Origin of the sequence: Pseudomonas sp. (assembly GCF_030690725.1) — a bacterium.
Classification (GTDB): Bacteria; Pseudomonadota; Gammaproteobacteria; order Pseudomonadales; family Pseudomonadaceae; genus Aquipseudomonas.
This window is the reverse complement of the sequence record NZ_JAUYGD010000010.1, coordinates 30,255-43,219: the sequence shown is the minus strand read 5'-3', so window position 1 is coordinate 43,219 and position 12,965 is coordinate 30,255. Positions and strand designations below refer to the sequence as shown.

Genomic DNA, 12,965 nt, shown 5'->3' with positions numbered 1-12,965 from the left:
TCAGCTGGCTGCGTGTTCCTGTAATTGGCTTTCAGCATCCGCCAGGCGCTGGCGTGCGGCTTCCAGGGCGTCGGCTGGGCTGTCGGTGTCGCGTTCAAGTTTGCGCAGATCGGCGCGGGCAAAGGCCACTTCGGTCTTCAGCGCGCGGGTAGTTTCATCGATTGGCTTCTTGTCGGTGCGCACCAACTCTGGCGCGGGCTTGCCAGATGCATCCTCGGCCTGGTGCAGCGCCTGCTCGGCGGCCGCCAATGCTTCGCGTAGGCTGCCAAGCGCGGCTTCATCGCTGCCGGCTTTCTCGGCTTTTTTCAGTTCGGCACGTTTCATCGCTAATTCGATCTTGGCTTTTTTCAGCGGGTCGGGGGCTTCTGTATCAGGCGCTTTTACGGGCGCGGCCGGTGCCTGGGCTTCCAGGCTGACTAGAAGCTTCTCTGCGGCTTCCAGCTGGCTGCGCAGTTGCTGCAATTCGCTTTGTTGCTCATCGCTGGGTGCTTCGAGCTTTTCCAGCTTGCGCACCTGGGCGCGCAGCATGGCGGCATCGATCTTGGCCTTTTTCAGTGCGCCATCGTCGGCAGCCGGTTTGGCGGCTGGTGCCGGCGCTTGAGCTTCCAGGCTGGCCAGCAACTTTTCTGCGGCTTCCAGCTGGTCGCGCAGTTGTTGCAGTTCGCTTTGCTGCTCATCGCTGGGTGCTTCTAGCTTTTCCAGCTTGCGCACTTGGGCGCGCAGCATGGCGGCGTCGATTTTGGCCTTTTTCAATGCGCCATCGTCGGCTGCTGGCGCTGCGGCCGGTGCAGGCGGGTTGGCGGCCATGGCGCTGTCGAGCGCTTGCTGGGCGATGGCTGCAGCGCTGCGTAGTTCGTCGACCTGGGCCTGCAGCTCGGGGCTGGCGTGGGTTGCCAGCTGCTTTTCGGCTTTCTTCAGGGCGACCTGGGCCATGCTGGCTTCGATCTTTAGCTTCTTCTGTTCATCGCTCAGCCCGGCCGGTTTGGCCGCTGCTGCATCGCTGCTGGCTGCAGCGGGTGCGGCTTGGGCCTGAGCGGCCTTGGCTTGCGCCGCTTTGGCTGCGCGGGCCTGGCGCTCGGCTTCCTTCTGTTCTTCGGCGCGGCGCAGGCGTTCCTGACGCAGCTCGAAGCGTTGTTTCGACTGCTCGGCCTTGAGCTGTTTCTGCTCCAGATCGCGAATCTCACCCTTGGCCGCGCGGTAGTACTGCACCAGGGGAATGCTCGACGGGCAGACATATGCGCATGCGCCGCACTCAATGCAGTCGAACAGGTTGTGCGCCTTGAGTTGCTCGTGTTCTTGGCCGATGGCGAAGAAGTGCAGCTGCTGTGGTAGCAGGCTGGCCGGACAGGCTTCGGCGCATTCGCCGCAGCGGATGCATGGCATGGCCGGCGGTGGCGGTGGTAGCTCGGCGGTGGTCGAGGCCAGCAGGCAGTTGGTGGTCTTGATCACGGGTACGGCGAAGTCGGGCAGGGTAAAGCCCATCATCGGGCCGCCCATGATCAGGCGGTTCAACTTGCTGCGGTCCAGGCCGGCAAACTCCAGCAGTTCACCCACCGGGGTGCCGAGCAGCACCTCGACGTTCATCGGCTGGGCCAGAGCTTCGCCGGTGAGGGTGGTGATGCGCGAGATCAGCGGTTTGCCGTGGATCACCGCGTTATGAATGGCCACGCAGGTGCCTACGTTCTGGCAAAGCATGCCGATATCCGCCGGCAGGCCGCCGCTCGGCACTTCCACGCCGGTTAGGATCTGGATCAGCTGCTTTTCGCCACCGGATGGGTACTTGGTGGGGAAGACCTTGAGCTGATAGCTGCGCTCGTTCAGCGCGCTGCGCACTGCGGCGATGGCTTCGGGCTTGTTGTCTTCGATGCCAATCAGCACCTGATCCGGCTGGATCAGCTGCACCAGAATGTCGATGCCGCTGATCAGCTCGTTGGCGCGTTCGCGCATGAGCAGATCGTCGGCGCTGATATAGGGTTCGCACTCGGTGCCATTGATGATCAGCGTGTGGATCTTCTGCGTCGGCCGCGCGTTGAGTTTCACTGCGGTGGGGAAGCCCGCGCCGCCCAGGCCGCTGATCCCTGCCTGGCGAATCAGCTCAACCAGAGCGCTGCTTTCCAGATGGCGATAGTCAGCTTGTGGGGTCAGCTCGATCCATTTATCCAGCCCATCGCTGTCGATCACGATGGCCGGGGCGAGCATGCCTGATACATGCGGGTAAGGCTGCGGGCCGATAAAGCTCACGGTGCCGGAGGTCGGCGCGTGCACCGGTACGCTGACAAAACCTGTGGCAGCGGCGATCAGTTGGCCTTTCAGCACGCGCTCACCCACGGTTATCACGGGTTCTGCGGGCGCGCCGATATGCTGGTTGAGCGGCAGCGTCAGGCGCTTGGGCAGCGGCGCCGGCTGGATCGGCGTGCGGTTGGACAGCTCCTTGCGCTCGGCCGGGTGAATGCCGCCGGGGATATCCCAGATCAGTGCTTCAGCCTTGTGCAATGCGCTCATGCCGCCTGCTCCCGGTCGCTGGCAATCAGTTGGCCGGGCAGCAGGGGTTTTTCCCATTTCCAGCTTTGTACGGTGCTGCCGACTTCGAGCATGTCGATGCAGTCCACCGGGCAGGGTTCGACGCACAGGTCACAGCCAGTGCATTCGCTGACGATCACCGTGTGCATCTGTTTGGCCGCGCCGACGATGGCGTCCACTGGGCAGGCCTGGATGCACTTGGTGCAGCCGATGCACTCGGCTTCGCGGATATAGGCGACCATTTGCGGCTTTTCGCCTTCCACGGCGTCCAGCGGCTCGGCTTCAACGTCGAGCAGGTCAGCCAGCGCCTGGATGGTGGCTTCGCCGCCGGGTGGGCATTTGTTGATCTTGTCGCCGCCGGCAATCGCCTCGGCGTAGGGCTTGCAGCCCGGATAACCGCATTGGCCGCACTGGGTTTGCGGCAGCAGGGCGTTGATCTGTTCGGCAATCGGATTGCCTTCGACCTTAAAGCGCACGGCCGCGAAACCAAGGATGGCGCCGGCCACCAGGCACAGGGCGAGCAGGGCGAGAACGGCGATCAGCACCAGGCTCATAGCTTGATCAGCCCGGTAAAGCCCATAAAGGCCAGGGACATAAGCCCTGCGGTGATCATGCCGATGGCCGCGCCCTGAAAGGATTTCGGCACATCGGCGATGGCGATGCGCTCACGCATGGCGGCGAACAACACCAGCACCAGAGAGAAGCCGAGGCCGGCGGCAAAGCCGTTGGCGGTGGCGGTGATAAAGGTGAATTCGGCCTTGTTGGCGTTGAGCAGGGCCACGCCCAGAACGATGCAGTTAGTGGTGATCAGCGGCAGGAAGATGCCGAGCACGCGGTACAGCAGCGGGCTGGTCTTGTTCACCACCATTTCGGTGAACTGCACCACCACGGCAATCACCAGAATAAAGCTGATGGTGCGCAGGTATTCGATATCCAGCGGCTTGAGCACGTACTGCTGCACCAGGTAGCTGCACATGGCGGCCAGGGTCAGCACGAAGGTGGTGGCCAGGGACAGACCGATAGCCGTCTCGATCTTCTTCGAGACGCCCATAAAGGGACATAGGCCAAGGAACTGGACCAACACGAAGTTGTTGACCAGGATGGCGCTGACCATGATCAAGGCGAGTTCGGTCATTGCGGGTTCCATTGATGGACGGGCAAAGGCCGCAGGAAAGGGGTGGCTATTATCGGTAAGCCGAACCGGCCATACAAGCCGGATCAGCAGTCCTGAGGTACTGCCATAAGGCTAGCGCAGTCGGTGGTTATCGCCTGCGCTATCGACTCGCAGGTTTACTTAACCCGCTGGCCCGGCTTGGCACCGCTGTCTGGGCTGAGCAGGTAAATCTCTTCACCGCCAGGGCCGGCCGCCAGCACCATGCCTTCGCTGATGCCGAACTTCATCTTGCGCGCGGCCAGGTTGGCTACGTACAGGGTCAGACGGCCTTCCAGCTTGCTTGGGTCCGGGTAGGCGCTCTTGATACCGCTGAACACATTGCGCTTGGCGTCGCCGATATCCAAAGTCAGGCGCAGCAGCTTGTCGGCACCCTCAACGAACTCGCACTTCTCGATCAGGGCGATACGCAGGTCGACCGCGGCAAAGGCGTCGAAGGCGATTTCGGCAGCCAGTGGGTCTTTCGTCAGCTCGCCGTTGCCAGCGGCTGCTGGAGCGGCTTCGCTGGCGGCCAGGTCTTCTTTGGAGGCTTCGATCATGGCGTCGATTTTTGCAGGCTCGATACGGGTCAACAGGGCGCTGAACGGGTTCAGTTGATGGTTGGCCAATAGCGTCTGGTGATCGTCCCAGGTCAACGGAGCGACATTGAGGAAGGCCTCGGCGTCGCTGGCCAGCTGCGGCAGGACTGGTTTCAGGAAGATCACCAACTGGCGGAACAGGTTGACGCCCAGGGCGCAGATGGCCTGCACTTCATCCTGCTTACCGTCCTGTTTGGCCAGGGACCAGGGCGCCTTGTCGGCGATCCAGGCGTTGGCGCGGTCGGCCAGGGCCATGATTTCACGCATGGCGCGGGCAAAGTCGCGTGCTTCATAGGCTTCGGCGATGCTTGGTGCGGCGGCCTGGAAGGCTTCAGTTAGCTCGGGTGCGGCATTGCCGGCCACCAGCAGGCCGTTGTTGCCTTTGTGGATGAAGCCGGCGCAGCGGCTGGCGATATTCACCACCTTGCCGACCAGGTCCGAGTTGACCTTCTGTACGAAGTCTTCCAAGTTCAGGTCGAGGTCATCCACGCCACGGCCCAGCTTGGCCGCGTAGTAGTAGCGCAGGTATTCCGGGTTGAGGTGATCCAGGTAGGTGCGCGCCTTGATAAAGGTGCCGCGTGACTTGGACATCTTCTGTCCGTTGACTGTCAGGTAGCCGTGTACGGCCACTGCGGTTGGCTTGCGCAGGCCTGCGCCTTCGAGCATGGCTGGCCAGAACAGGGCGTGGAAGTTGACGATGTCCTTGCCGATAAAGTGGTACAGCTCGGCGGTCGAATCCTTGTTCCAGAACGCGTCGAAGTCCAGCTCCGGGCGCTTGGAACAGAGGTTCTTGAAACTGGCCATATAGCCGATTGGCGCGTCCAGCCAGACGTAGAAGTATTTGCCCGGCTCGTCGGGGATCTCGAAGCCGAAGTAGGGCGCGTCACGGCTGATGTCCCATTCCTGCAGGCCGGAATCCAGCCATTCGGCGATCTTGTTGGCCACTGCGTCCTGCAGCGCGCCGCCACGGGTCCAGCTTTTCAGCATGGCCTCGAAGTCCGGCAGTTTGAAGAAGAAGTGTTTGGAGTCGCGCAGTTCTGGCACCGCGCCGGAGATGGCTGAGCGCGGGTTCTTCAGCTCGGTCGGCTCGTAGGTGGCGCCGCATTTTTCGCAGTTGTCGCCGTACTGATCTTCGGCCGCGCACTTGGGGCAAGTGCCTTTGATAAAGCGGTCGGCGAGGAACATGCCTTTTTCGGGGTCGAAGTATTGAGTCACCGAGCGGGTGGCGATATGCCCGGCGTCGCGCAACTTCAGGTAGATGGCCGCAGACAACTCGCGGTTCTCGTCCGAGTGGGTCGAATGGTAGTTATCGAAATTGACCCCAAAATCGGCAAAGTCGGCGGTGTGTTCGGCCTGCACATTGGCAATCAGTTGCTCGGGGGTAATGCCTTCCTTTTCGGCGCGCAGCATGATCGCCGAGCCATGCGCGTCGTCGGCGCAGACGTAGATGGCCTGGTTGCCGCGCAGCTTCTGGAAACGCACCCACATGTCGGTCTGGATGTACTCGAGCATATGGCCAAGGTGGATCGAACCGTTGGCGTAGGGCAGGGCGCTGGTGACGAGAATCTTGCGGGCTTGGCTCATGGGATCGGCTGCACTGGTAACTCAGGGAAGCCGGCAACTATATAGGTGCGGCGGATATTTTTCATCCTTGCACGGGCAATGCCTGCCGGTGCGCGCCTATGGAGTTAGCCTGGGGTAAGATGCCTGCCTGCTTTACTCAGCCTTTCGGAGCCTTCCATGAGTGTCGTTACCCGCGCAGCGGTCGAAGCCGCCTTGTCCCAATACACCGACCCGCACCTGAATCAGGACCCAGTCAGCGCCGGTTGCCTGCGTGAAGTGGATATTCAGGGTGGGCAGGTCAAGGTGCGTCTGCAGTTGGGCTACGCGGCTGGGCTGTTCAAAAGTGGCTGGGCGCAGATGCTGCAGATGGCTCTGGAAGGGCTCGACGGCGTCGAGCGTGCGCAGGTGCAGGTCGACTGCGTGATCGAAGCGCACAAGGCGCAGGATCAGGTTCCGGCGCTGGCCAATGTGAAGAACGTGATTGCCGTGGCCTCTGGTAAGGGCGGCGTGGGCAAGTCCACTACTGCGGCCAACTTGGCGCTGGCGCTGGCCCGTGAAGGCGCCAAGGTCGGCATTCTCGATGCGGATATCTATGGGCCGAGTCAAGGCATCATGTTCGGTATCCCGGAAGGTACGCGGCCGCAGGTTAAGAACCAGAAGTGGTTTGTACCGCTCAAGGCGCATGGCGTTGAAGTGATGTCCATGGCCTTCCTCACCGACGAAAACACCCCGGTGGTGTGGCGCGGGCCCATGGTGTCAGGCGCGCTGCTGCAGTTGATCACCCAGACCGCCTGGGATGACCTGGATTATCTGGTGGTCGATATGCCGCCTGGTACCGGCGACATCCAGCTGACCCTGGCGCAAAAGGTGCCGGTGGCCGGCGCGGTGATCGTTACCACGCCGCAGGATCTGGCCTTGCTGGATGCGAAGAAGGGCGTGGAGATGTTCCGCAAAGTGAATATCCCGGTGCTCGGCGTGGTGGAAAATATGGCCGTGCATATCTGCTCGAACTGCGGGCATGCCGAGCATCTGTTCGGTGATGGTGGTGGCGAGAAGCTGGCGGCGCAGTTTGGTGTCGATCTGCTGGCGTCCTTGCCGTTGTCGATGGCCATCCGTATGCAGTCCGATGGCGGTAAACCAACCACCATCGCCGACCCTGAAAGCCAGATCGCGATGATCTATCAGGAAACCGCACGCAACGTTGGTGCGCGGATTGCCCAGGGCGGTGCGCAGCAGGCAATGCCGAGCATCGTAATCAGCGAAGACTGATTTGGTAGTGGCGCACGCAAGTGCGCCACATCGTGCGCGAAGATAAATAAGCGCCCATAAAAAAGCCCCGCACTAGGCGGGGCTTTTTATCAAGCGAGGTTAGTGCAGGTTATACAACCTGAACTTCCTCAGCTTGCATGCCTTTCTGGCCACGGGTAGCGACGAAAGTCACTGCCTGGCCTTCTTTCAGGCTCTTGAAGCCATCGCTCTGGATAGCTTTGAAGTGTACGAAGAGGTCGTCACCGGACTGTGGGGTGATGAAGCCGTAGCCTTTTTCATCGTTGAACCACTTGACGGTGCCATTCTGACGATTCGACATGTTATGTCTCCTAACAAATTTATTAACAGCCCTGGAAAAGCCCAGGCCGGGACTGAGTGCAACGAGTACTAGGAGTCGGACGATGTTTGGATCGAAATCTAGGCATCAAGTAGCGATTCGCGGTGACACATGCAGCACAGTGAAACAACCATACTCGCTTTTAACGCTAAGCGCGAATGCTCTGTGCATCTTTCTGTTATTTAGCGACGGACAGACTGTTTGCCGTTTTGCGCGCTGCGGTGGCTCAAGAGCCTTTGAACCCAACCGCTGGCCCCGGTAAGATGCGTGCACTTTTCACCCTTCGCTATAGCAGGACAGACGCCATGAGCATCAAATCGGATAAGTGGATTCGCCGCATGGCTCAAGAGCACGGCATGATCGAGCCCTTCGTCGAGCGTCAGGTACGTGCCGAGGGCGCACAGCCGCTGATTTCCTATGGTGTTTCCAGCTACGGCTACGATGTGCGCTGCGCCGATGAGTTCAAGGTGTTCACCAACATCAATTCGGCGACCGTCGACCCGAAGAACTTCGATGAGAAGAGCTTTGTCGATGTGAAAAGCGATGTCTGCATCATCCCGCCGAACTCCTTCGCCCTGGCGCGCACCGTGGAGTTCTTCCGCATTCCCCGCGACGTACTGACCATCTGCCTGGGCAAGAGCACTTATGCGCGCTGCGGCATCATCGTCAACGTCACCCCGTTGGAGCCAGAGTGGGAAGGCCACGTGACCCTGGAATTCTCCAACACCACTACTTTGCCCGCGAAGATCTACGCCAACGAAGGCGTGGCGCAGATGCTGTTCCTGCAGTCCGATGAGGCGTGCGAAGTGTCTTATAAAGATCGCGGTGGCAAGTATCAGGGCCAGCTAGGTGTGACCCTGCCCAGGGCTTGATCGGTCGCTGTAATGAAAAAGCCGGGCATTGCCCGGCTTTTTCATGGGGTTCAGAAACTCAGGGGACCAGCGGCAGTTCGCGCTTATGGCGAGTGGCGTCGTAGGTGCGCACGATGATGGCGTAGGCGTCCTCGCGCACGGGCTGGCCATGGAGGAAGGCATCGATTTCCGCGTAGCTGACGCCGTGGGCCTCTTCATCGGGCTTGCCGGGGCGCAGTTCTTCCAGGTCGGCGGTGGGTACCTTGAACACCAGATTTTCCGGGGCGCCGAGGTGCTTGGCGATGGCCCGCACCTGGCCCTTGACCAGGCCCGATAGCGGGGCGAGGTCGCAGGCGCCGTCGCCGAACTTGGTGAAGAAGCCCATCAGCGCTTCGGCGGCGTGGTCGGTGCCGATCACTAGGCCATTGTTGGCGTTGGCGATGGCGAACTGGGCGACCATGCGGATGCGCGCCTTGATATTGCCGGTGACGAAGTCGCGGCGGGCATCGCTAAGCTTCTGCAGATGAGTCACCTGCTCGCCGAGGCCCAGTACGCTGTCCGCGATATTCACCGTGTCTTCTTCGTCGGCGCGAATAAATTTCAGTGAGTCCTGAGCGTCTTGCTCGTCATGCTGAGTGCCGTGGGGTAGGCGTACGGCGATAAAGCGATAGGCGTTGTCGCCGGTCTCACTGCGCAACTCTTCCACAGAAAGTTGGGCCAGGCGCCCTGCGGTGAGGGAGTCGACGCCGCCACTGATGCCCAGTACCAGCACTTTCAGGCTGGAGTTGCGCAGGCACTGCTTGATAAAGGCCTTGCGCTTGTCGATCTGCGCCACCAGCGCGGCGGTATCTGCGAAAGGCGGCACCACATCGAGGGCGGCGGCGATTTCGGCTTGGCGATTGCTCATTTCAAAGTCCTCACTGGGAGCAGAACACATGGCTTGTGCGGTCGCGCGGCAGCAATATCCGGCGGTATGGCATCAAGCGCTATCAAGGCGCAAAGCTTACGTTGAACTGGCTGCAAAGTGCACGCTAGAGCTGCATGTCTGTAGAAGTGGGGCGAGTCGCAGGCAAAAAATTGCCTGGAGCAATTTTTAACGTTGCGCAGCGATGGCCCGTAGGGTGGCCGTCAGGGATGGCAGGCCATAAAAAATTGCCTGGAGAAGTTTGACGCCTCGCGCAGCGATGGCCTGAGGTGCGTCGAGGAATTGCGGGCAAAAGAAAGGGCGCTAAAAGCGCCCTAAAACGATGATGATCTATGGAGTAAGTCCACTTTCTCAGAGCGGCCGCCGCTGAATTGGTTCAGTGGAGGCCGACGAACGGTCGTTAAGTCATGGTTCTGCTTCAGTTCGCTGGCGTCAGCAGCAGGCGCTTGGTGCCATACACCTTGTCGAGGTTTTGCGACTGGAAGGGGAAGCTCATATAGCTGCCCTTGAGCCAGGCATCGATGCCGTCGGCGTAGTGTCTGCTGGCGGGGTTGCCGGACTGCCCGGAGCTGTTGAGACCGATCAGCGGCTCCTCGCGACCGAAGTCGACGACGATGCGCATGGCCGGAATCAGCCAGGTGTCGAAGTTCTCGCCCCAGTTGTAGGCCGCCACGTTCAGCGTGCTGTGATCACCGCCCGCTGGGTAGGGGCCGCGATCCAGATAACCCTTGATGGCATTGATGCTGGTGCGTTGGCTGGCGCTCATGTACTGCGCCAGTTGGCTGGTTTCGGTGGTCCAGTTGTAGGTGTGCAACTTGCCCCACTGCCAGGCACTGCGTTCGCTACCCAGCTTGCTTTCCAGCAGGGTGACGGCGCCTGCGAGGCTGCGCGCCAGGATGGTGGGTTTATCTTCACGCTGTGCGGTGCGGGTGTCGTTCCAGAACGGGCTGTCGTCACGGCCCAGCAAATGGTCGGCCTGGGCGGAGTAGGAGCTGTTGGCGGTCTCGACCAAAGCCTTCCAGGCAGCTGTGCTGTCCGGCCCCAATTCGTCGAGGAAGATGTCCCGTGCGCTCTGGTAGAGGAAGGCGCTGTACAGCGCTGCGTCTGCCGAGGTGGCGGTCATTTTTCCGTCGAACTTCATCAGTCGGCTGTACGCTTCGCCGGCTTTGCTGCGCTCGGCTGCCGGCAGGGCATCGATAGCGGCTTGCAGGCCTTCAGCCATGCCCGGTGCGCTGAACATGTTCTGCAGCTTGGCCACAAAAGGTGAAGTCTGGTCGTACTGCATGGCAATCATGCTCTGGGTGTCATGCCTGCCGGTGGCTGCCAGCGCGGCAATGCGTTCGGCGCGCTCAGGGTAGAACCAGGAGTTGGACAGTTGCATGCCGTAGCCACGCGGTACGGTGCGGTGGTTGGCGGTGCCGAGCCAGCCTTCAGGCGGATCCTGGTCGTAGGGATGCAGCATCGGGTCGGCGAAACCGTCCCAGTCGTACTGGCTGTCCCAGCCAGGGGAGGGCATCAGGCCCTGTCCCGCACGGCGGTTGGGGAAGCGTCCGGTGACTTGCCAGCCGATATGCTGCGCATCGGCAAATACGATGTTCAGCGGCATAGCGCGCACTTCGCGGGTGGCTTCAAAGGCCTGCTCAACCGACTGGGCGCGCGACAGGTCGAAGAAGGCATCCAGGGTCTTGTCTGCTTCGAATTGGGTGGTTTTCAGCGCCAGACCATAGCCGCTGCTCAGCTGCATGGGTTGCAGCATGTGCTTGCGTTCGCCCAGTACCGAGTTCAGCAGCGGGCCGTGACGGGTTTCAAAAATGGTTTCGCGGATTGGCCGCTGGCCTTTGATAAAGAAGGTTTCCTGGCGCTCCAGTGTGGGCAGCCATTTGCCGTCGGCCAGGTAGTGCAGGCGGCCACCTTGACGCCTGACCTGTTCGAGGAACAGATCCTGGTTGTCACCCATGACCATGGTCATGCCCCAGCCCAGTTTGCCGTTGAAGCCGGCCACCACCGCCGGGACGCCGGCAATCGACACGCCAGCGGCCTGGTATTTGGGTGAGCGGATCTGCACGAAATTCCACACCGAGGGCATCGACAGCGGCAGGTGGGTGTCGTTGGCCAGCAGGCTTTTGCCGCTGCGTGTGCGCTGTGGGGCAAAGGCCCAGTTGTTGGACGCCGCTACGCCGAGCATATGCGCGTCGGCAAACTGGCTGACGGCTGCGCTGACATCGCTCAAGCCGGCCAGTTGGCCCTTGAGGTCGAGCCCTTTGAGTTTGGCGGCTTCCTCCAGTGGCAACGGCTCATCGGGGTAGGTTGGCAGCAGCCAGGCGAGCTGCTCGCTGCCGACTTTCTGTGCCAGTACCAGTGAGGCGATTTCTTCCTGCAGGTTGACCGCCAGGCCAAAGTTCAGCAGGCAGAACACCAGCACCGAGTCCTCGGCCTTCCAGTACGCCGGGCGATAGCCAGACTCGGCCAGGTCCATTGGCAGCTTGTCGCGGTAGCGGAACAGGTAGGCGTTGACCCCGCGGGCATAGACCTCGAAGAAGCGTTTGATCCGCGGCGAGGCGTTGCTGTAGAGCACCTCGGCGCTTTTCTTCAGGTTGACCGCGCGCATAAAGCGGTCCATTTCCAGCACGCCGGGGCCGGCCATTTCGGCCAGGCGGCCCTCGGCCATCAAGCGCAGGCCGACCATCTGGCTGAGGCGGTCGCTGGCATGCACATAGCCGAGGGCGAACAGCGCGTCATGGAAGGTGGTGGTTTCGATCAGCGGCATGCCCAGGGGGTTGCGGCGGATTACTACGCTTTGCGCCAGGCCCTTGACCCGGACGATGCCTTGATCCGGGTGCACGCTGTCGCTGTAACGGCTGTTCAGTAATGACTGGCAACCTGTGAGCGTGACGACGGCCGTTAATACGGCTGCGAGGCTGAGGTGGGCCATGGGGCGTAACGCGCGCGCTAGCATGCAGCAGGCTCCTTGCGGGTGGAAAACGGTCGGTTGGGGTGTGCGCTTTCCAGGTGCGTGGGCGCGCAGGTGCGGACGTACTACGTTAGCCAGCCGCCATGCGCCTGACAAGGCGCGTGGCGGGCGAATCAGGCGCTTTTGCGCAGGGGCGGCAGGGCTTCATCAAGCAGCCAGCGGGCGGCGGCGCGAGCAGCTGCCTTGTGCTGCAACTCGAGTTCGCTGAAGTGTTGCTCATGCTGGCGGCGCACGTTTCTCTCCAGGGCCTTCCACTCGGCGTGGGTCGGCACCTGGGCGGTTGCCGCGAACAGCAGGTGAAAAACCTCACAGCGCTGATCCTGGCTAAGGCGGCTGTCGTAGTTGTCCAGCAGTACCTTGATCCGAATGGCGCCCTCGATCAGCGGCAACTGACCCTCGAGCAAACTGCTGGCGAGGATATACAGGTCACCGCCAATGCGTTCGCGCTGGGTGTTGAGCGCTGCAGCCTGGGCTTTTTCCTGGGCCCAGACACGTCGCCACAGTTGCAGGGCGTAGAGTGCCAAGGCGGCAATCAATACGCCGCTGCCGATCAGGACGAGGTTGTTCATCACAGGCTTATGCGCCGTGGCATTTCTTGAATTTCTTCTCGCTGCCGCACGGGCAGGGGTCGTTGCGGCCAACGTCTTTCAAGGCGTTGCGCGCAGGTTCCTGATGGCTGTGATTGCAGTGCGGGCCATGTACATGGCCGTGATCATGCTGGTGCGCGTGATCGTGGTCGTGATTGCAGTCAGGGCCGTGGACGTGTTCTTGCTGGGTCAT

The 12,965-nt window shown here is 61.3% G+C and carries 11 protein-coding genes; 2 read left to right on the top strand and 9 right to left on the bottom strand.

Annotated features, from left to right (window positions below):
- The 4 genes from rsxC to metG all read right to left on the bottom strand — a co-directional run bounded on the left by rsxC (position 1) and on the right by metG (position 5,853).
- Positions 1–2,502 (bottom strand): electron transport complex subunit RsxC, encoded by a 2,502-nt coding sequence (gene rsxC, locus Q8O69_RS02230; protein WP_305589277.1) that lies wholly within the window; start codon positions 2,500–2,502, stop codon positions 1–3.
- A complete protein-coding gene (gene rsxB / locus Q8O69_RS02225) occupies positions 2,499–3,074 on the bottom strand; it encodes an electron transport complex subunit RsxB (protein WP_167145151.1) in 576 nt (191 codons plus the stop codon). The genes rsxC and rsxB overlap by 4 nt, the downstream gene beginning before the upstream one ends.
- On the bottom strand, positions 3,071–3,655 hold the full coding sequence (gene rsxA / locus Q8O69_RS02220) for an electron transport complex subunit RsxA (protein ID WP_090252381.1): 585 nt from the start codon (positions 3,653–3,655) through the stop codon (positions 3,071–3,073). Before rsxA ends, rsxB begins: the two co-directional genes overlap by 4 nt.
- A gap of 155 nt (positions 3,656–3,810) precedes the next feature.
- Positions 3,811–5,853 (bottom strand): methionine--tRNA ligase, encoded by a 2,043-nt coding sequence (gene metG / locus Q8O69_RS02215; RefSeq protein ID WP_305589276.1) that lies wholly within the window; start codon positions 5,851–5,853, stop codon positions 3,811–3,813.
- A gap of 156 nt (positions 5,854–6,009) precedes the next feature.
- Here metG and apbC point away from each other — a divergent pair, with 156 nt between their 5' ends.
- A complete protein-coding gene (gene apbC, locus Q8O69_RS02210) occupies positions 6,010–7,101 on the top strand; it encodes an iron-sulfur cluster carrier protein ApbC (RefSeq protein ID WP_305589274.1) in 1,092 nt (363 codons plus the stop codon).
- A 109-nt stretch (positions 7,102–7,210) separates the two neighbouring features.
- On the opposite strand, the gene Q8O69_RS02205 is transcribed toward apbC, so the two are convergent.
- Entirely contained in the window at positions 7,211–7,420 is a 210-nt protein-coding gene (locus Q8O69_RS02205; RefSeq protein ID WP_090242762.1) for a cold-shock protein, read from the bottom strand.
- Between the two features lie 323 nt (positions 7,421–7,743).
- Here Q8O69_RS02205 and dcd point away from each other — a divergent pair, with 323 nt between their 5' ends.
- Positions 7,744–8,310, top strand: coding sequence for a dCTP deaminase (gene dcd, locus Q8O69_RS02200; protein ID WP_090384763.1), 567 nt, complete (start codon positions 7,744–7,746; stop codon positions 8,308–8,310).
- Between the two features lie 58 nt (positions 8,311–8,368).
- Here dcd and nadE read toward each other — a convergent pair whose 3' ends face one another.
- The 4 genes from nadE to Q8O69_RS02180 form a co-directional block, all read right to left on the bottom strand.
- Positions 8,369–9,196 (bottom strand): ammonia-dependent NAD(+) synthetase, encoded by an 828-nt coding sequence (gene nadE, locus Q8O69_RS02195; protein WP_305589273.1) that lies wholly within the window; start codon positions 9,194–9,196, stop codon positions 8,369–8,371.
- A 436-nt stretch (positions 9,197–9,632) separates the two neighbouring features.
- Complete coding sequence (locus Q8O69_RS02190) at positions 9,633–12,146, bottom strand: penicillin acylase family protein (protein WP_371136032.1); 2,514 nt, start codon at positions 12,144–12,146, stop codon at positions 9,633–9,635.
- Between the two features lie 152 nt (positions 12,147–12,298).
- Complete coding sequence (locus tag Q8O69_RS02185) at positions 12,299–12,754, bottom strand: DUF2489 domain-containing protein (protein WP_305589271.1); 456 nt, start codon at positions 12,752–12,754, stop codon at positions 12,299–12,301.
- Positions 12,755–12,761: 7 nt separating this feature from the next.
- Positions 12,762–12,965 (bottom strand): SEC-C metal-binding domain-containing protein, encoded by a 204-nt coding sequence (locus tag Q8O69_RS02180; protein WP_275963170.1) that lies wholly within the window; start codon positions 12,963–12,965, stop codon positions 12,762–12,764.